Annotated in this window: 15 protein-coding genes; 10 read left to right on the plus strand and 5 right to left on the minus strand. The window is 74.2% G+C overall.

Annotated elements, in window-relative coordinates:
* The first annotated feature begins 13 nt into the window (after positions 1 to 13).
* From ACFYZ4_RS18040 to ACFYZ4_RS18055, 4 genes are all read left to right on the plus strand, one after another.
* Positions 14 to 1,240, plus strand: coding sequence for an arginine deiminase (locus tag ACFYZ4_RS18040; protein ID WP_351287404.1), 1,227 nt, complete (start codon positions 14 to 16; stop codon positions 1,238 to 1,240).
* 127 nt (positions 1,241 to 1,367) lie between these two features.
* Positions 1,368 to 2,387: an ornithine carbamoyltransferase gene (gene argF / locus ACFYZ4_RS18045; RefSeq protein WP_351287406.1), complete on the plus strand. Its 1,020-nt coding sequence runs from the start codon at positions 1,368 to 1,370 to the stop codon at positions 2,385 to 2,387.
* 122 nt (positions 2,388 to 2,509) lie between these two features.
* Complete coding sequence (locus ACFYZ4_RS18050) at positions 2,510 to 3,337, plus strand: enoyl-CoA hydratase family protein (protein ID WP_390784319.1); 828 nt, start codon at positions 2,510 to 2,512, stop codon at positions 3,335 to 3,337.
* A 4-nt stretch (positions 3,338 to 3,341) separates the two neighbouring features.
* Entirely contained in the window at positions 3,342 to 5,663 is a 2,322-nt protein-coding gene (locus ACFYZ4_RS18055) for a bifunctional salicylyl-CoA 5-hydroxylase/oxidoreductase (protein ID WP_390784320.1), read from the plus strand.
* 9 nt (positions 5,664 to 5,672) lie between these two features.
* Here ACFYZ4_RS18055 and ACFYZ4_RS18060 read toward each other — a convergent pair whose 3' ends face one another.
* The 4 genes from ACFYZ4_RS18060 to ACFYZ4_RS18075 are packed head-to-tail and all read right to left on the minus strand — an operon-like array spanning position 5,673 to position 9,448.
* Complete coding sequence (locus tag ACFYZ4_RS18060) at positions 5,673 to 6,512, minus strand: GNAT family N-acetyltransferase (RefSeq protein ID WP_390784321.1); 840 nt, start codon at positions 6,510 to 6,512, stop codon at positions 5,673 to 5,675.
* Positions 6,513 to 6,554: 42 nt separating this feature from the next.
* Positions 6,555 to 6,968: a hypothetical protein gene (locus ACFYZ4_RS18065; RefSeq protein ID WP_390784322.1), complete on the minus strand. Its 414-nt coding sequence runs from the start codon at positions 6,966 to 6,968 to the stop codon at positions 6,555 to 6,557.
* 25 nt (positions 6,969 to 6,993) lie between these two features.
* Complete coding sequence (locus ACFYZ4_RS18070) at positions 6,994 to 7,794, minus strand: PaaX family transcriptional regulator C-terminal domain-containing protein (protein ID WP_384340435.1); 801 nt, start codon at positions 7,792 to 7,794, stop codon at positions 6,994 to 6,996.
* A gap of 4 nt (positions 7,795 to 7,798) precedes the next feature.
* Positions 7,799 to 9,448, minus strand: a complete 1,650-nt coding sequence (locus ACFYZ4_RS18075; RefSeq protein ID WP_390784323.1) for an AMP-binding protein — start codon at positions 9,446 to 9,448, stop codon at positions 7,799 to 7,801.
* A 127-nt stretch (positions 9,449 to 9,575) separates the two neighbouring features.
* Between ACFYZ4_RS18075 and ACFYZ4_RS18080 the strand changes: the two genes are divergently transcribed.
* Both ACFYZ4_RS18080 and ACFYZ4_RS18085 read left to right on the plus strand, forming a co-directional pair.
* The gene (locus tag ACFYZ4_RS18080) at positions 9,576 to 10,745 is read left to right on the plus strand and encodes an acyl-CoA dehydrogenase family protein (RefSeq protein ID WP_390784324.1); all 1,170 of its coding nucleotides are present in this window, start codon (positions 9,576 to 9,578) and stop codon (positions 10,743 to 10,745) included.
* The gene (locus ACFYZ4_RS18085; RefSeq protein WP_351287419.1) at positions 10,742 to 11,140 is read left to right on the plus strand and encodes a RidA family protein; all 399 of its coding nucleotides are present in this window, start codon (positions 10,742 to 10,744) and stop codon (positions 11,138 to 11,140) included. Before ACFYZ4_RS18080 ends, ACFYZ4_RS18085 begins: the two co-directional genes overlap by 4 nt.
* A 469-nt stretch (positions 11,141 to 11,609) precedes the next feature.
* Here ACFYZ4_RS18085 and ACFYZ4_RS18090 read toward each other — a convergent pair whose 3' ends face one another.
* On the minus strand, positions 11,610 to 12,989 hold the full coding sequence (locus tag ACFYZ4_RS18090) for an aminopeptidase P family protein (RefSeq protein ID WP_390784325.1): 1,380 nt from the start codon (positions 12,987 to 12,989) through the stop codon (positions 11,610 to 11,612).
* A gap of 173 nt (positions 12,990 to 13,162) precedes the next feature.
* Here ACFYZ4_RS18090 and ACFYZ4_RS18095 point away from each other — a divergent pair, with 173 nt between their 5' ends.
* The 4 genes from ACFYZ4_RS18095 (at position 13,163) to ACFYZ4_RS18110 (ending at position 18,595) form a co-directional block, all read left to right on the plus strand.
* Positions 13,163 to 15,541: a collagenase gene (locus tag ACFYZ4_RS18095; RefSeq protein ID WP_384340445.1), complete on the plus strand. Its 2,379-nt coding sequence runs from the start codon at positions 13,163 to 13,165 to the stop codon at positions 15,539 to 15,541.
* 82 nt (positions 15,542 to 15,623) lie between these two features.
* Positions 15,624 to 16,775 carry an NAD(P)/FAD-dependent oxidoreductase gene (locus ACFYZ4_RS18100; protein ID WP_390784326.1) on the plus strand — a complete coding sequence of 384 codons (1,152 nt, stop codon included), beginning with the start codon at positions 15,624 to 15,626 and terminating at the stop codon, positions 16,773 to 16,775.
* A gap of 76 nt (positions 16,776 to 16,851) precedes the next feature.
* Positions 16,852 to 17,166 (plus strand): (2Fe-2S)-binding protein, encoded by a 315-nt coding sequence (locus tag ACFYZ4_RS18105; RefSeq protein WP_384340449.1) that lies wholly within the window; start codon positions 16,852 to 16,854, stop codon positions 17,164 to 17,166.
* Complete coding sequence (locus tag ACFYZ4_RS18110) at positions 17,147 to 18,595, plus strand: NAD(P)/FAD-dependent oxidoreductase (protein ID WP_390784327.1); 1,449 nt, start codon at positions 17,147 to 17,149, stop codon at positions 18,593 to 18,595. The genes ACFYZ4_RS18105 and ACFYZ4_RS18110 overlap by 20 nt, the downstream gene beginning before the upstream one ends.
* The last annotated feature ends 49 nt before the right edge of the window (positions 18,596 to 18,644 follow it).

An 18,644-nucleotide genomic window follows, 5' to 3' on the forward strand; every position in this document is an offset into this window, starting at 1 on the left:
GAACGTGTACGGCATGGGATTCCATGTCGACTCCGAGACCGGGCGGCTTCGCCGCGTCATCCTCCACCGGCCCGACCTGGAGCTGAAGCGGCTCACACCGAGCAACAAGGACGCGCTCCTCTTCGACGACGTGCTGTGGGTTCGCCGGGCCCGCCAGGAGCACGACGGCTTCGCGGACGTGCTGCGGGACCGGGGCGTGGAGGTCCACCTCTTCGGGGACCTGCTGTGCGAGGCCCTGGAGATCCCGGAGGCGAGACACCTCGTACTGGACCGGGTCTTCGACGAGAAGGAGTACGGGCCGCTCGCCACCGACCACCTGCGGTCGGTCTTCGACGGGCTGCCCTCGGCCGAGCTGGCGGAGGCGCTGGTCGGCGGGATGACCAAGCGGGAGTTCCTGGAGCGCCACGCCGAGCCGGTGTCCGTGCGCTTCCACGCCCTGGACACCGACGGCTTCCTGCTCGGACCGCTGCCCAACCACCTGTTCACCCGTGACACCTCCGCCTGGATCTACGACGGGGTGTCCATCAACGCGATGCGCTGGCCGGCCCGTCAGCGCGAGACCGTCCACTTCGAGGCGATCTACAAGCACCACCCGCTCTTCACCACCTCCGGTGCCTTCCACTACTGGTCGCAGGGGCAGGCGGACTACCCCTCGACCATCGAGGGCGGGGACGTGCTGGTCATCGGCAACGGCGCCGTGCTGATCGGGATGAGCGAGCGCACCACGCCGCAGGCGGTGGAGATGCTGGCGCGGGGCCTGTTCGCCGCGGGCTCGGCCACCACCATCGTGGCGCTGGACATGCCGAAGAGCCGGGCCTTCATGCACCTGGACACGGTGATGACGATGGTGGACGGAGATACGTTCACTCAGTACGCGGGGCTCGGCATGCTCCGCTCCTACACGATCGAGCCGGGCGCCGGTCCGCAGGAGCTGAAGGTGACCGACCACCCGGCGGAGCACATGCACCGGGCCATCGCGGCGGCGCTCGGCCTGGACTCGATCCGGGTGCTGACCGCGACGCAGGACGTGCACTCGGCGGAACGCGAGCAGTGGGACGACGGGTGCAACGTGCTGGCCGTGGAGCCGGGGGTGGTGGTCGCGTACGAGCGGAACGTGACGACCAACACGCACCTGCGCAAGCAGGGCATCGAGGTGATCGAGATCCCGGGCAGCGAACTGGGGCGGGGCCGGGGCGGTCCGCGCTGCATGAGCTGTCCGGTGGAGCGGGACGCGGTCTGAGGCCCCGGGCGGCCACCGGCCCGGGGAGCGGGGGCAGGGGAGGGTGGGGGAAGGGTCTCTGTATATCAATACAGGGCGTCGTATAGACTTCCATCATCCCCTGTCACCGTGACGCTGGAGCGACCCCATGGCCACCGACCTCGCAGGCCGCAGTTTTCTCAAGGAGCTGGACTTCACGGCCGCCGAGTTCCGCGGCCTGGTCGAGCTCGCCGCCGAACTGAAGGCGGCCAAGAAGGCCGGGGTCGAGCAGCGCCTGCTCCAGGGCAGGAACATCGCGCTGATCTTCGAGAAGACCTCGACGCGGACCCGCTGCGCCTTCGAGGTCGCCGCCGCGGACCAGGGCGCCCACACCACCTACCTCGACCCCGCCGGCTCCCAGATGGGCCACAAGGAGTCGGTCAAGGACACCGCGCGGGTGCTGGGCCGGATGTTCGACGGGATCGAGTACCGGGGCGACAGCCAGCAGGCCGTCGAGGAGCTCGCCGCCCACGCGGGCGTCCCCGTCTTCAACGGCCTCACCGACGACTGGCACCCCACCCAGATGCTGGCCGACCTGCTCACCATGACCGAGCACACCACCAAGCCGCTGGACGGGATCGCCTTCGCCTACCTCGGCGACGCCCGCTTCAACATGGGCAACTCGTACCTGGTGACCGGCGCGCTGCTGGGCATGGACGTACGGATCGTCGCGCCCCGGGCCTACTGGCCGGCCGAGCCGGTGGTGGCCGCGGCGCGGGAGCTCGCGGAGGGCAGCGGCGCCCGGATCACCCTGACCGAGGACGTCGCCGAGGGGGTCGCGCAGGCGGACTTCGTGGTGACCGACATCTGGGTGTCCATGGGCGAGCCCAAGGAGGTCTGGGACGAGCGGATCGCGGCCCTGTCCCCGTACGCCGTGACCATGGACGTGCTGCGGGCCACCGGGAACCCGGACGTGAAGTTCATGCACTGCCTGCCGGCCTTCCACGACCTCGGCACCAGGGTGGCCCGGGAGATCCACGAGCGGCACGGGCTCGAATCCCTGGAGGTGACCGACGAGGTGTTCGAGTCGGCGCACTCCGTCGTCTTCGACGAGGCCGAGAACCGGCTGCACACCATCAAGGCCGTACTCGTCGCCACGCTCGGCCGGCCCGGCCGGGGTGACGCATAGTCATACGCCGGCGGGGCGGGCCGCGGGGTGGGCCATGGGGCGGGCCACGGGGTGGGCCCGCCGCTCAGGTGCGTGTCGCGTTTCTGTGACGGAAGTCAGGATCTGCTGATACCGTCGGTCGGGTGAGCCCCTTCACCGGTTCCACAGCAGCGACCGAACGGTGGCACCACCTCCGGGTAACCCGGCTGGACGGCGTGGCCACCGTCACCTTCGACCGCCCCGAGAAGCTGAACGCGCTCACCTTCGGCGCCTACGCCGACCTGCGCGATCTGCTCGCCGAACTGTCCCGCGAGCGTTCCGTGCGCGCCCTCGTCCTGGGCGGCGAGGGCCGCGGCTTCTGCTCCGGCGGGGACGTGGACGAGATCATCGGCGCCACCCTCGCCATGGACACCGCCCAGCTCCTCGACTTCAACCGGATGACCGGCCAGGTGGTGCGCGCCATCCGCGAATGCCCCTTCCCGGTGATCGCCGCCATGCACGGGGTGGCCGCCGGCGCCGGCGCCGTCCTCGCGCTCGCCGCCGACTTCCGCATCGCCGACCCCACCGCCCGCTTCGCCTTCCTCTTCACCCGCGTCGGCCTCTCCGGCGGCGACATGGGCGCCGCCTACCTGCTGCCCCGGGTCGTCGGCCTCGGCCACGCCACCCGCCTCCTGATGCTCGGAGAGCCCGTACGCGCCCCCGAGGCCGAACGGATCGGCCTGCTCAGCGAGCTCACCGAGGAGGGCAAGGCCCACGTACGGGCCGCGGAACTCGCCGCGCACCTGTCCGCCGGCCCCGCCCTCGCCTACGCGCAGACCAAGGCGCTGCTCACCGCCGAGCTCGACATGCCGCTGGCCGCGTCCGTGGAACTGGACGCCAACACGCAGGCCCTGCTGATGAACGGCCAGGACTACGCGGAGTTCCACGCGGCCTTCACCGGGAAGCGGCCGCCCGCCTGGAAGGGCAGGTAGCCGGATGCCGACGAGCCGTGTGTCTCCGGGCGCCCTGCGGGTCGCGGTCGTCGGCGGGGGACCGGGCGGGCTGTACGCCGCCGCGCTGCTGGCCCGCCAGGGCCACACCGTGGAGGTCTGGGAACGGGGCGCCCCGGACGACACCTTCGGCTTCGGCGTGGTCCTCTCCGACGAGACCCTCGGCGGCATCGAACGGGCCGACACCCTCGTCTACGCGGCCCTGAGCGCCGAGTTCGTGCGCTGGGACGACGTGGACGTCGTGCACCGGGGCCGGATGCTGACCTCCGGCGGCCACGGCTTCGCCGCCATCGGGCGGCGCCGGCTGCTGCAGATCCTCCACGAGCGCTGCGCCGGGCTCGGCGTCCGGCTCCGCTTCCGCACCGCGGCCCCCGACGTGCGGGACCTCGCCGCCGCGTACGACCTGGTGGTCGCGGCGGACGGGGTGCACAGCGCGATCCGGGAGGCCGGGGCCGCGCACTACGGGCCGACGCTGACCCCCGGGCGCTGCCGCTACATCTGGCTCGCCGCCGACTTCGCCTTCGAATCCTTCCGCTTCGAGATCGCGGAGACCGAGCACGGGGTCATGCAACTGCACGCCTACCCTTACGCCCGCCCGTCGCCCGACCACCACCCCTCATCGGGGCCCTCCGGGCCGCAGAATCAATTCGGCGCCTCCACGGTGATCGTGGAGATGCGGGAGGAGGTCTGGCGGGCGGCCGGCCTCGACCTCTGCGACGAGGACGAGTCCGCGGCCCGCTGCGCCAAGATCTTCAGCGAGGCCCTGCGCGGACGGCCCCTGCACGGCAACCGCTCGGCATGGACCCGCTTCGACACCCTCGTCAACGCGCGCTGGTCACACGGCAACGTGGCCCTACTCGGCGACGCCGCGCACACCGCCCACTTCTCCATCGGGTCCGGCACCAAGCTGGCCGTCGAGGACGCGCTCGCGCTCGCCGAAGCGGTGGCCGCAGCGGAAGGCGACGTACCGGCCGCGCTCGCCGCGTACGAGGCGGCGCGCCGCCCCGCGGTCGCCAGCACCCAGCGGGCCGCGGCCGCGAGCCGGGCCTGGTTCGAGGAGGTCGCCGGATACGTCGACCAGCCCGCCCGGCAGTTCGCCTTCAACCTGCTCACCCGCAGCCGCCGGGTCACGCACGACAACCTGCGGCTGCGCGACGAGCGCTTCACCCGGGCGGTGGAACGGGACTTCGGCTGCCCGGACGAGCACACCCCGCCGATGTTCACCCCCCTCACCCTGCGCGGCCTGACCCTGCGCAACCGGGTCGTCGTCTCGCCGATGGACATGTACTCGGCCGCCGACGGCGTCCCCGGGGACTTCCACCTCGTGCACCTGGGCGCCCGGGCCCTCGGCGGGGCCGCCCTGGTCATGACCGAGATGGTCTGCGTCTCGGCCGAGGGCCGGATCACCCCCGGCTGCGCCGGCCTCTACACCCAGGAGCAGGCGGCGGCCTGGCAGCGGATCACCGACTTCGTCCACACCTCCGCCCCCGGCACCGCGCTCGGCGTCCAGCTCGGGCACGCGGGCCGCAAGGGCTCGACGCGCGTGATGTGGGAGGGCATGGACGACCCCCTTCCGGAGGGCAACTGGCCGCTGGTGGCCGCCTCCCCACTGCCCTACCGGCCCGGCGTCTCGGCCCGCCCGCGTGCCCTCGACCAGGCGGACCTGGTGGCGCTGCGCTCCGAGTTCGCGGCCGCCGCCGTGCGGGCCGCCGACTGCGGGTTCGACCTCCTGGAACTGCACTGCGCCCACGGCTACCTGCTCTCCGGGTTCCTCTCACCCCTGACCAACCGCCGCACCGACGCGTACGGCGGCACCCTGGAGAACCGGCTCCGCTTCCCGCTGGAGGTCTTCGACGCGGTCCGCGCCGTCTGGCCCGAGGACCGCCCGATGACGGTCCGCCTCTCGGCGACCGACTGGGCGCCCGGCGGCACCTCGCCCGAGGAGGCGGTACGGATCGCGGCCGCCTTCGCCGCGCACGGCGCCGACGCCATCGACGTCTCGACCGGCCAGGTCGTCGCGGACGAGGCCCCGGAGTACGGGCGCTCGTACCAGACCCCGTACGCCGACCGGATCCGCAACGCGCTCGGCGTCCCCGTCATCGCGGTCGGCGCGATCTCCTCCTGGGACGACGTCAACTCCCTGCTGCTTGCCGGCCGCGCCGACCTCTGCGCCCTCGGCCGCCCCCACCTCTACGACCCCCACTGGACCCTGCACGCGGCCGCCGACCAGTCCTACGAAGGCCCCGCAGCCCCCTGGCCGGCCCCCTACCGCGCGGGCCGCCGCAAACCCCCGACGGGACGCGGCTAGCCGGCCCGCTCAGACCGGGACGACCTCGGCGCGGTCCTCGACCGGGGTGTAGCCCAGGCGCTGGTAGACGCCGTTGCTCGTGGGGTTGGCCAGGTCGGTGAAGAGGAGGACCTCCGCGGCGCCGGCCGCGTGCGCGGCCCGGGTCGCCGCGTGAGTGACCCCGGCGGCGTAGCCGCGGCCGCGGAGGGCGGGCGGGGTGTAGACCGGGCCGATGCGGGAGGCCGAGCAGATCGGGCGGGAGAAGCCCGCCAGGGAGACCGGCGCGCCCTCGTGCTCCCACAGCACGGCCCCGCCGTACGAGACGCGGTCGCGCAGGGCGGCCTCGGAGGCGTTGCCGTGCCCGCCCGTCTCCTCTCGGAAGGCCTCGGCCCACTCCAGCAGCAGTGGGAGCTCCGCCACGGTGGCGGGGCGCGAGCGCCCGGCCGGGGCGGGATCCGGGGCGACCAGGTCGGCCAGCCGGTACAGGCGGAGCTCCTCCGTGATCCGGGTGGGCCGCCCCCAGGCCGAGGCCAGCGCCTCCGCGTCCGGGCGGCGGGCGTTGAACGCGCCGATCCCGGCGAGCAGCGGCTCGGCGGAGAGCGCGGCCCCCAGCGCCCGGACCGCCTCGGCGGGCACCACGCCGAGCACCATCGGGAACGGCGGGGTGCACAGCAGCCCGCCGGCGACGGTCCCGTCGGCCCCGGTCCACCAGCCGAAGAAGGGCGCCCCGGCCCCGTAGGCGTCGCTGCCGCGCCGCTTCAGCGCATCGGTCACGGTCAGCATGAGGGTGTCGGACACGGGCCGCGCGGCCACGGCCGGGTGGGCCGCGGCCAGATAGGCCGCCAAGTCAGGGGTGAAGGTCCACGTCATGGCGCATTCTGGCGCGCCGCCGCCCGCCGGCGCCCGTCATTTTCAGGCGGGCAGCCACCCCGGCCACCAAGGCGGCACGTTGTCCGGGCCGCACTTGGACCGGTCCCCGGGATAGCCGTCGAGGGTGCCGCGTACGGCGAAGTACAGGATCGCGAGGCCGGCCAGCACGACCAGGACCGTGCCCAGTTGCAGCGCCACGGGCTGCCGGTCCAGCAGGTACGCCACGAGCAGCGCGACCACGCCGAAGGCCGCGGTCAGCGGCAGCAGGGTGAGGCCCAGCTCGAAGCGGCCGCCCGCGTCCGCCCCCGCGTCGCAGTACTCCCGGGCGTGGGAGGCCAGCGCGATGGCCAGGCAGCCCGCCGCGAACCCGGCGAGGGTGGCGGGGACCAGCGTGAGGAGACGTTTCCGCAGGGAGGGGGCCGCGGTCGTGGCGGGTGGCGTGGCGGTCGGCGTCATACCCCGCTCGACGGTCGGGCGCCGATCACGGTTCCACGAAGGCCGCCCCGGAATCGCGCAGCCGCGCGTGGAGTTCGGCGAAGACGGCCGCCGCCCGGTCGCCCGGCCAGCCCGCCGGGAGCAGCTCGCGCGGCAGGCCCGGGTCGGCGTACGGCAGGCGCCGCCAGGAGTCCAGCGCGAACAGGTAGCCGCGGTAGGCCTCCTCCGGCGTCGGCTCCGGGCCCGACTGCAGGGCGCGCAGGGCCGGCTCGTGCAGGTCGAGGAATTCCTCGTGCTGCTTCGCCAGGGCCGCCAGGTCCCACCAGCGGGCCACCGCCTCGGCGCTCGGCGCGAAGCCGAGGTGCGCCCCGCGGAACAGCTCCACGTACGGCGTCAGGTGCAGCCGCTCCAGCGTGTGCGCGGTCTCCTCGGCCAGCCGGGCCGGGGCGATCCACACGCCCGGCGCCACCGCCCCGAAACCGAGCCGGGCCAGCCGGGAGCGCAGCAGGTGCCGTTTGCTCCGCTCCTGCTCCGGAACGGAGAACACCGCCACCAGCCACTCGTCCGACAGCTGCGGACTGCCGTAGATCCGGCGGTCGCCGTCGTCCAGCAGCTGCTGCGCCTCCTCGGAGAGCCCGTACGCCGCCGAACCGTCCGCGGCGCGCGCGGGCAGCAGGAAGCCGCGCCGCTTCAGCCGGGACACCGACGAGCGGACCGACGGGGCGTCCACGCCGACCGCGCCCAGCAGGCGGATCAGCGCGGACACCGGGACCGGGCCCTCGAAGGCCCGCCCGTAGGCTCCGTAGAACGTGACGATCAGGGATCGCGGGGTGTGCTGCTCGACCACGGCTTCACTCTAGGCCGTCGGGCCGGTCGGGCAGGCTTCCGAGATCCCGCAGCCGGAAGCGCTGCAGCTTGCCCGTCGCCGTGCGGGGGAGCGCGGGGACGAAGACGAAGGACCGCGGGCACTTGTGCGGGGCCAGCTCCGCCCGCATGAAGGTGCGCAGCGCCTCCTCCGTGAGGACCACGCCGTCACGCGGGACGGTGTACGCCACCACGATCTGCCCGCGTCGCTCGTCCGGGCGGCCCACCACCGCCGCCTCCACCACGTCCGGGTGGCGCAGCAGGGCTTCCTCCACCTCCGGGCCGGCGATGTTGTAGCCCGCCGAGACGATCATGTCGTCGGCCCGGGCGACGTAGCGGAAGTAGCCCTCCGGATCGCGCACGTAGGTGTCACCGGTCAGGTTCCAGCCGTCCTGTACGTACTCACGCTGCCGGGGGTCGGCCAGGTAGCGGCAGCCCACCGGGCCGCGGACGGCCAGCAGCCCCGGCTCGTTGTCCGCGACGGGCCGGCCGGAGCGGTCCACCACCCGGGCCTGCCAGCCCGGGACCACCCGGCCGGTCGTGCCGGGCCGGATCTCCTCGTCGGAGGCGGAGATGAAGATGTGCAGCAGCTCGGTCGCCCCGATGCCGTTGATGATCCGCAGGCCGGTGCGCTCGTACCAGGCCTGCCAGGTGGCGGTGGGCAGGTTCTCCCCGGCCGAGACGCAGCGGCGCAGCGCGGACAGGTCGTACATGCCCACGTCGTACGGGCCCAGGGCGTCCAGCATCGTGCGGTACGCGGTGGGCGCGGTGAACAGCACCGTCACCCGGTGCTCCGCGAGCGCGGGCAGCAGCCGGCGCGGCACCGCCTCCTCCAGCAGCAGCGCGGACGCGCCCGCCCGCAGCGGGAAGACGACCAGCCCGCCGAGGCCGAAGGTGAACCCGAGCGGCGGGCTGCCCGCGAACACGTCGTCCGGGCGGGGGCGCAGCACGCTGCGGGAGAAGGTGTCGGCGACGGCGAGCAGGTCGCGGTGGAAGTGCATGCAGCCCTTGGGCCGTCCGGTGGTCCCGGAGGTGAACGCGATCAGGGCGACGTCGTCGGCGGAGGTCGGGGCGGCCCGGAAGGGCTCCTCGTGTCCCTCGGCGAGCCGCAGCAGATCGTCCCGGCCGCCACCCCCGTACGGGGTGATCCGCAGCCCCGGCACCTCGGCCTTGACCAGGTCGTCCAGCACGTCCGCGTGACACAGGGCGTGCCCGACCCGGGCCATCGCGCAGACCGTGGCCAGCTCCTTCGCGCGCTGCTGGGGCAGTACGGTGACCGCCACCGCGCCCGCCTTCATGACCGCCAGCCAGCAGGCGGCGAGCCAGGGGCCGGTGGGCCCGCGCAGCAGCACGCGGTTGCCGGGGACGACGCCGAGGTCGGCGGTGAGCACGTGGGCGATGCGGTCCACGCGCTCGCGCAGCCCGCCGTACGTCCACACCTCGCCCGCGCCGCTGCGGAAGGCCGGGCGGTCGGCGCCCGCGGGACCGAACCGGGCGATGGTGGCGTCGAGCAGCTCCGCCCCGCAGTTCAGGCGGTCGGGATAGGCCAGTTCGGGCAGATCGAAGACGAGCTCCGGCCAGGTGTCGGCGGGTGGCAGATGGTCACGGGCGAAGGTGTCCGTGTGAGCGGAAGGCATGAGGTCCAAGGCGGGTCGCCCCCTGCAGCGGTCCGGAGTGGGGTGGGGCCGGCCGTGCTGTTGCCCTACGAGCGTATCGTGATGGTGACGGCAGTCAACAGGACGCGATAGATGCGGGGACATTCGGATGACCGGATTCGCGCTCGGGGTGGACCAGGAGGAGTGGTGCGGGCAGTTGCGCGCACTGGCGGCCGAGCGGCTGAGGCCGCTGGCCGAGAAGGGGGAACCGGGCCGGGTCAACCGGCCGCTGCTGGCCGCGCTCGGCGAGCTGGGCCTGCTGGATCGGGTGTTCGCCTCGGGCGCGCTGGACCTGTGCCTGCTGCGCGAATCCCTCGCCTACGGCTGCACGGAGGCCGAGACGGCGCTCGCCCTCCAGGGGCTGGGCGCGTACCCGGTGCTGCGGTTCGGGAGCGAGGCACAACGCGAGCGCTGGCTGCCGCAGGTGCGCGCCGGGCGGGCGGTGGCGGCCTTCGCCCTGAGCGAGCCGGGGGCCGGCTCGGACGCGGCGGCGCTGGCGCTGGCGGCCGAGGCCGACCCGGACGCCCGTGGTGGCTGGCGGCTCAGCGGGGAGAAGTGCTGGATCTCCAACGCCCCTGAAGCGGATTTCTACACCGTGTTCGCCCGGACGGGTGAAGGGCCGGGGGCGAAGGGCGTCTCGGCCTTCCTGGTCCCGGCCGACCGCCCCGGACTCTCCGGCGAACCGCTGGACATGCTCTCCCCGCACCCGATCGGCTCGCTGGCCTTCGACGGGGTCCCGGTCGGCCCGCGCGACCTGCTCGGCGAACCCGGGCGGGGCTTCCGCGTTGCGATGGACACGCTGAACCTCTTCCGGCCGAGCGTCGGCGCCTTCGCGGTGGGCATGGCCCGGGCCGCGCTCGACGCGACGCTCGCGCACACGGCGGGGCGGGCGGCGTTCGGCGGGACGCTGAGCGACCTCCAGGCGGTGGCGCACCGGGTGGCCGAGATGGCCACCCGCACGGAGGCGGCCCGGCTGCTGGTGTACGCGGCGGCCGGGGCCTACGACCGGGGCGCGGCGGACGTTCCGCGCCGGGCGGCGATGGCGAAGCTGCTGGCCACGGAGACGGCCCAGTACGTGGTCGACCACGCCGTCCAGCTGCACGGGGCGGTCGCCCTGCGGCGGGGCCACCTGCTGGAGCACCTCTACCGGGAGGTGCGGGCGCCGAGGATCTACGAGGGGGCGAGCGAGGTGCAGCGCACGATCATCGCGAAGGAACTGTACGGGGCCTTGCCGGAGCCCCTGCCGGGGCCGCTGACCGGAGAGGAGGCCGGGCGATGAGCCTCGACCGGATCAACCCGGCGGAACTGTCGCCGGCGACGGGCTTCTCGCACGCGGTCGCCGCCACCGGATCCCGGCTGGTGTTCCTGGCCGGCCAGACCGCGCTGGACGGCTCGGGCAAGGTGGTGGGGGAGGACCTGCCGGAACAGTTCGAGGTGGCCCTGACCAACCTCCTGGCCGCCCTGGCGGCGGCGGGCGGCTCCCCGGGGGACCTGGCCAGGGTGACGGTGTACGCCGTGGACGTGCCGGCGTACCGCGCGTGCGCGGCCGAACTGGGCCGCATCTGGCGCCGCTTGGCGGGCCGCGACTACCCGGCGATGGCCGTCATCGGCGTGGTCCGCCTCTGGGACGACGAGGCCCTGGTCGAACTCGACGGCGTCGCGGTACTCCCGTAAAGGCGTCCCTGCGGTGCCGGCCCGGCCGGATCGGAACGAGCGGCTTGGCCGTTGTCCGCCGGGGCGGAGGTCCGGAACAGGCGGGCCGTCCGCGGGGGCCCTCCGGGACGTCTCCTCGGCTCGCGCCTGCGGCCACGTCACGAATGCCCGGGGCGGTTGCGCGCTCGTCCTGCGGGGACGCCCCTGCACGCCCCCGCTCCCGCACCTGTCGGCGCCGCGGGCCGTGGTGGGCGCCCCTCGGGAACTCCGCCTGGGTGGGGACACGGCGGAGTGTCCCCGCAGGACGAGCGCGCAACCACGGCCGAGCGGGCGAAGCCGTGGCCGCAGGCGCGAGCCGAGGAGACATTCCGGCGGGGCACCGCCCCACCCGCGAACCACGCCCCAGAGGGGAAGCCCCGGCCCGCCCGTTCCGGACCGCCGGCCCGGCGGATGGGCCAGCCTGTTCCGGACCGCCGGCCCGGCGGAAGGGTTAGAGCGCCGCCCCGTCCAGGAGGTGGCCCATCCAGTCCTCGATGCCCGCGACCGTGCGCGGCAGGGCGTGCGACATCAGGCGGGCGCCGTTCGACGTGATGACCAGGTCGTCCTCGATGCGGACGCCGATGCCCCGCAGCTCCGCCGGGAGCGTCTCGTCGTCCGGCTGGAGGTACAGGCCCGGTTCCACCGTGAGGACCTGGCCCTCCTCCAGGACGCCGTCCAGGTATGTCTCCGCCCGCGCCTTCGCGCAGTCGTGCACGTCCAGCCCCAGCATGTGCCCGCTGCTGCACAGCGTGTACCGCCGGTGCAGGTCGCCCTCCGCGTTCTTCAGGACGCCCCACTCCGCCAGGCCCTCCGCGATCACCCGCATGCCGGCCCGGTGGAAGTCCCCGAAGCTCGCGCCCGGGCGCAGCGCCGCCATGCCCGCCTCCTGCGCGGCCAGGACCAGTTCGTAGACCTGCCGCTGGACGGGGGAGAAGCGGCCCGACAGCGGGAGGGTGCGGGTGATGTCCGCCGTGTAGAGGGTGTCCGTCTCCACGCCCGCGTCCAGCAGGAGCAGTTCGTCCCCGTTCAGCCGGCCGTCGTTGCGGATCCAGTGCAGGGTGCAGGCGTGCGCGCCCGAGGCCGCGATGGTCTCGTACCCGGTGCCGTTGCCCTCGGCCCGCGCGCGCAGGCCGAAGACCCCCTCGATCCACCGCTCCCCGCGCGGATGCGCCAGCGCGCGCGGCAGGGCCCGTACGACGTCCTCGAAGCCCGCCGTCGTGTGGTCGACGGCCAGCTGGAGCTGCTCGACCTCCCACGCGTCCTTCACCAGCCGCAACTCCGAGAGCGCGGAGGCCAGTTCCGCGTCGGAGCCCGCGTCGCGGCCGGCCGGTGAGCCGAGGGCGTCCAGGTGGGCGCAGCGGATGCCGGTGAGACGCTCGGCCTCCGCCAGGTCCGGCCGGCGGCCCACCCAGAACTCCCCGTACCTGCGGTCCCGGAAGAACTCCTCGTTCCCGCCCGCCCGCGGCGAGCGCGGCCGCAGGTACAGCACCGCCTCGTGGGCGTGCGGGCCCGACGGCTCCATGACCAGGACGTGACCCGCCTGGTCCTCGCCCGTGAGGCCCGTCAGCCAGGCGTACGCGCTGTGCGGGCGGAACCGGTGGTCGCAGTCGTTGGAGCGGACCTTCAGCTCGCCGGCCGGGACGATCAGCCGTTCGCCGGGGAAGCGGGCCGAGAGCCGTGCCCGGCGGGCCGGGGTGACGGCGTACGCCGGTACGCGCGCGGAGTCGGGGAGCGGGGAGGCGGCCCAGTCGCCCGCCATGAAGCGGGACAACTCCGGGGAGACCGGGCGGTCGTGACTGCCCGTGTGGAGGATGGCGGGGGTCTCGGTCACGAGGCTCCTTCAAGAAAGATGCGAACTGATGGGCGCACAGGTCTTGTCAGTGCAATTTCACATTACTATGTTACAGCTCACACCGCGGCACGTTAACCCCCGTCAAACGCCGTGTGACCCAGGGCAGTTCACGCACCACCCCCCACCTCACCCTCTCCAAACAGGAGTTCTCGGTGTTCCAGCACAGAGCAGTGCGCTCTTCCCTCCTCGCCTCCGCCGTGGCCGTGACCCTCCTCGCCACCGCGGGTCAGGCCAGCACACAGGCCGCCACGCCGCAGGCCCCTGCCCCGGCCGCCTTCGCCGGCGCCCAGGCCGCGACCGCCCCCGGCCCCACGGGGAACCCGTTCGACGAGGTCGACCGCCTCGCCAACGCGAAGGACAACGCCCCGGCGCCCGCCCCGGCCCCCGGCGGACAGGCCATCACCGGCCAGGTGCCCGGCGCCGCGACCGCCGCCGCCCCCGCCGACGACCTGGAGAAGCGCGGCAAGGCCGCCAAGGCGGCCCCCACCGCGAAGAGCGTCGCAGCCGGCGTCCCCTGCACCCTCGACGGGATCACGAACCTCACCCCGGAGCAGTTCGCCGACTTCCTCGGCGACCAGGCCGTCCTCGCCGACGGCTGTTTGCGCGGTCTCATCTGGACCTGGGACGCCCGCCTCGCCCCGGTGATGTCGGACGCGCACGTCCAGGCCGTCTCCCGCCGGATATCCGCCCTGGCCGCAGCCCACGACGGCCGCAACTCCTCGCACCTGGAGGAGATGTTCACCTACCTGCACGCGGTCGCCTACCACGACTTCTCACGCGACGAGATCGACGTCACCGACGCCCCGACCGTCGCCGCGACCCGCAAGGCCATCGACGACTTCGGCAACGCCGCGCGGACCTTCGACGTCACCCCCTCCAACGCCCGCACGCTGCGCGAGGCCCTCTACGCCGCCGGCCCCGGCCTGCGCCAGCACCAGCTCGGCCTCATCAAGAAGGTCCTGGCCACCATGGACCCGGCGCACCCCGCCACGAACCTCGACGCCACCTGGGCCGGCGCCGTCCTCGCCGCGCTCTCCACCAACTACCTCGGCGTCTACCCGGGCAACCAGGACACCGCCTTCCACGCCGCCGTCTCCGCCGACCCCGCCTACCGCGCCGCCTTCAAGGCCTTCGCCGGCTACACCCACCTCAAGGGCACCGGCAACGCCTGGGTGGCCCGCGACGCGCTGGGCGAGTACGGCCGCTTCGGCCAGATCGACAGCCTGCGGGGCCAGGTCACCGCCGACCTCGGCGCGCTGCTCGGGCCCGTCAAGGCCGGCTTCGGCGACGGCAGCGAGCCGTGGGCCAAGCTCGTCTCCTGGCTGAACTTCTACGAGGCCTGCAAGCCGTACGGGGTGTGCAAGGAGGACATCGAGAAGCAGCTCTTCCCCTACACGTACTCCTACGACAACGGCGCCATCAAGGTCCGCACCGCCCTGGACCGGGCCACCGTCGACCAGCTGTACTACGCGAGCAAGCAGGTCAAGTCCCAGTACCACCGCGTGCTCGGCACCGAGCAGCCGCTCGCGGGCGACCCCAACACCACGCTCAACATCGTGCTCTACGCCTCCCGCGCCGACTACGTGAACTACCACCCGATCCTGACCGGCTACGGCACCGAGAACGGCGGCATCTACATCGAGAACGGCGCCACCTTCTACACCTACCAGCGCCGCGTCCCGCAGGACTCCTCCCTCACCCTGGAAGAGCTCTTCCGCCACGAGTACACGCACTACCTCAACGGCCGCTACGCCGTCCCCGGCTTCTTCGGCGAGGGCCCCTGGTACGAGAGCGACCGTACGACCGCCATGGACGAGGGCACGGCCGAGTTCTTCGACGGCGCCACCCGCGACAACGGCATCGCCGTCCGCAAGTCCCTCGTGAAGAGCATCATCAGCGACACCTCGGGCGGCGGCCCGCGCATGAGCGTCGAGCAGCTGCTGAACGCCACCTACGACGGCGACGGCTTCCGCTTCTACAGCTACGCCGGCACCTTCTTCGAGTTCCTGTGGACCGAGAAGCCCACCCTGCTGCGCGAGATGTACACCCACCTGCGCAACAACGACGTGGCCGCGTACGACTCCTGGCGCCACCGGATGGGCGCCGACACCTACCTCCAGCGCGACTACGACCGCTTCCTGGACGCGCAGATCGCCAAGGTCGACCAGCTCTACGTGCCGAACACCTCCTTCACCCCGAACGACCAGCTGCGCGACTCCGCGCTCGCGTCGGTGAAGTCGGCCTTCGCCACGGCCACGTACAACACCCCGGACTGCGTGGAGAACGGTGACGCCGGCAAGCGCCGGTTCACCTGTACCGGCCGGATCACCGCGAACCTGAAGAACTGGCGCAGCGACGACCAGAACTTCAAGGACGTGTCGGAGACGGTCGACTACTTCATCCTCGACCGGGCGGGCGCGGCCTCCAACAACCTCGCCGACATGAACTGCTCCTTCGGTCCGCTGGAGATCTGGACCAACCACAAGGCGGGCACCTCGAGTTACAGCTGCGAGGGACCGCTCCGCAGCTGACCCGGCACCGGACCGGTCCCGCACCCGAGGGGGGTGTGGGACCGGCCTGGGCAGCCATTAAAGAATGTGACATATTACTGCCGTGCTCAAGAGACACTCCCTGGACGCCGTGATCATCGGCGCCGGCGTCGTCGGGGCGGCCTGCGCGTACTACGCGGCCCGCGCCGGACTCTCCGTGGCCGTGGTCGACCGCGGGGCCGTCGCGGGCGGCACGACCGGCGCCGGCGAAGGCAACCTGCTCGTCTCCGACAAGGAGGCGGGACCGGAACTCGACCTCGCCCTCCTCTCCACCCGCCTCTGGACCGAACTCGCCGCGGTCCTCCCGCGCGCGATCGAGTACGAGCCCAAGGGCGGCCTCGTCGTCGCCCCGGACGACACCACCGTGCGGGCCCTGCGGAGCTTCGCCGAGGGCCAGCGCAAGGCCGGGGTCGACGCGGTGGAAGTGCCCGCCGACGCCCTGCACGAGCTGGAACCGCACCTGGCCCCGGGCCTGGCGGGCGGGTTCCACTACCCGCAGGACGCCCAGGTCCAGCCGGCCCAGGCGGCGGCGCGGCTGCTGGCCGCGTCCGGAGCCGAGGTGTACCTCGGCGAGGAGGTGACGGGCGTGCTGCTGGACCGGGGCGCCGTACGAGGGGTCAGCACCCCGCGCCGCGAACTCCTGGCCCCGGCCGTGGTGAACGCGGCCGGCACCTGGGGCGGCCGCATCGCCGAGCTGGCCGGCGTCACCCTGCCCGTCCTCCCGCGCCGCGGCTTCGTCCTGGTGACCGAACCGCTCCCGCGGGTGGTCCGGCACAAGGTCTACGCCGCCGACTACATCGCGGACGTCGCCAGCGGCTCCGCGGCCCTGCAGTCCTCGGCCGTGGTCGAGGGCACCCCCTCGGGCCCGGTCCTGATCGGCGCCACCCGGGAGCGGGTCGGCTTCGACCGCTCGCTCTCCACGGAGGCCCTGCGCCGGCTGGCCGCGCAGGCGGCGGCGCTCTTCCCGGTGCTGGCCGACGTCCGGGTCCTGCGCACCTACCACGGCTTCCGCCCGTACCTCCCCGACCACCTGCCCGCCATCGGCGCGGACCCCCGCCGCCCCGGGCTGCTGCACGCCTGCGGCCACGAGGGCGCCGGCATCGGCCTGGCCCCGGCCACGGGCGCCCTGATCACCGCCGCCCTGACGGGCGATGAGCCCCCGCTCCCGCCGGCCCCGTTCGACCCGGCCCGCTTCGACCAGGACCCGGCCCGATGACGGGCCGGGGAGCAGGCCCGCGCGGCGGAACCCGGAACCGGCCCACCACCCGCACCACGCCCAAGGAGAACCGCCGATGAGCCGGACCCCGCGCAGCCTCGTCGGCGGAGCCCCCTCGGCCACGTACGCCCTGCGCTTCGACGGCCGCGAGCTCACGGCCCAGGCGGGCCAGAGCATCGCCGCCGTGCTCTGGGGCGCCGGGATCCTGGCCTGGCGGACCACCCGCGAGACCGGCGCCCCGCGCGGCGCGTTCTGCGGGATCGGCAGCTGCTACGACTGCCTCGTCACCGTCAACGGCCGCCCGAACCAGCGCGCCTGCCTGGTCCCGGCCCGCCCGGGGGACACCGTCACCACCCAGGAGGGAACCGGCCGTGCCGACCTCGCCGTCTGACCCCGCCGCCCCGGCCTCGGCAGGGGCCTCCACCGGCGCTTCCACCGGCGCCGCCTTCGACCTCGCCGTCGTCGGGGCCGGGCCGGCCGGGCTGGCCGGGGCCGTCACGGCCGCCGGGCTCGGGCTGCGGGTCGCCGTGCTCGACGCGGGGGACCGCCCCGGCGGGCAGTACTACCGTCACCCCGCCCCGGGCCTGGGCGCGGCCCGCCCCGAGGCCCTGCACCACGGCTGGGCCGAGTTCGCCCGCCGCGAAGCCGCCCTGCGCGCCCACGAATCGGCGGGCCGGATCACGTACCTGCCCGCCCACCACGTCTGGGCCGTGGTCCCGGACGGCGGCCCCGGCTGGACCCTGCACGCCGTCGCCGGCCCCGAGGAGGCGGCCGCCGCCCTGCACGCCCGGGCCGTGCTCCTCGCCACCGGGTCCTACGAGCGGCAACTGCCCTTCCCCGGCTGGACCCTGCCCGGGGTGGTCGGGGCCGGCGGGGCCCAGGCCATGCTCAAGAGCGGGCTCGTCCTGCCCGGCAAGCGGGTCGTCGTCGCCGGCAGCGGCCCGCTGCTGCTCGCCGTCGCCGGGTCGCTCGCCGCCGCCGGGGCCCGGGTGCCGGCCGTGGTCGAAGCCGCGGCGTACACCGCGTACGCCGGCCATCTCCCCACCCTGCTCCGCAACCCCGGCAAGCTCGCCGAGGCCGCCACCCACGGCAGCGCCCTCCTGCGCCGCCACATCCGCCTCCTCACCCGGCACGCCGTGACCGAGGCGCACGGCACCGACCGGGTCGAGGCCGTCACCGTGGCCCGCCTGGACCGGGACTGGCGTCCGCTGCCCGGTACCGCCCGCCGGATCCCCTGCGACGCCCTCGCCGTCGGCCACGGGCTCGTCCCGCAGCTGGAGCTGGCGACCGGCCTCGGCTGCGCCACCCGCCCGACCGCCGACGGCGCCGTCGCCCTGGTACTGGACGCCGAGCAGCGGACCTCCGTCCCCGGCATCTGGTCCGCGGGCGAGACCGGCGGCATCGGCGGCGCCCAACTGGCCCTCCTCGAAGGGGAGATCGCCGCCCACGCGATCGCCGGCCGGCCCGCGCCCACCGCCCTCGCCGGCCGTCGCGCCCGCCTGCGCGGCTTCGCCGAGGCCATGGGCGCCGCCCACCGCCCCGGCGAGGGCTGGACCGGCTGGCTCCGCGACGACGCCGTCGTGTGCCGCTGCGAGGAGGTTCCGGCCGGCCGGATCCGCGAGGCCGTCGCCGACCTGGGCGCGCGGGACGCCCGTACGGTCAAGCTCCTCACCCGCTGCGGAATGGGCTGGTGCCAGGGCCGCATGTGCGGACCGGCCGTCGCCGCACTGGCCGGCGGCGAGGCCGGGCCCGACCGGCGGCCCCTGTCCTGCCCGGTCCCGCTGCGCCACCTCGCCGAACTTCCCCCGGCGGACGGCTGATCGGGCGGCCCGGGCCCTTGTGGCCGCTCCACACCCACTAGTAAAATGT

The sequence above is a fragment of the Streptomyces sp. NPDC001513 genome, from assembly GCF_042894695.1.
Lineage (GTDB): Bacteria > Actinomycetota > Actinomycetes > Streptomycetales > Streptomycetaceae > Streptomyces.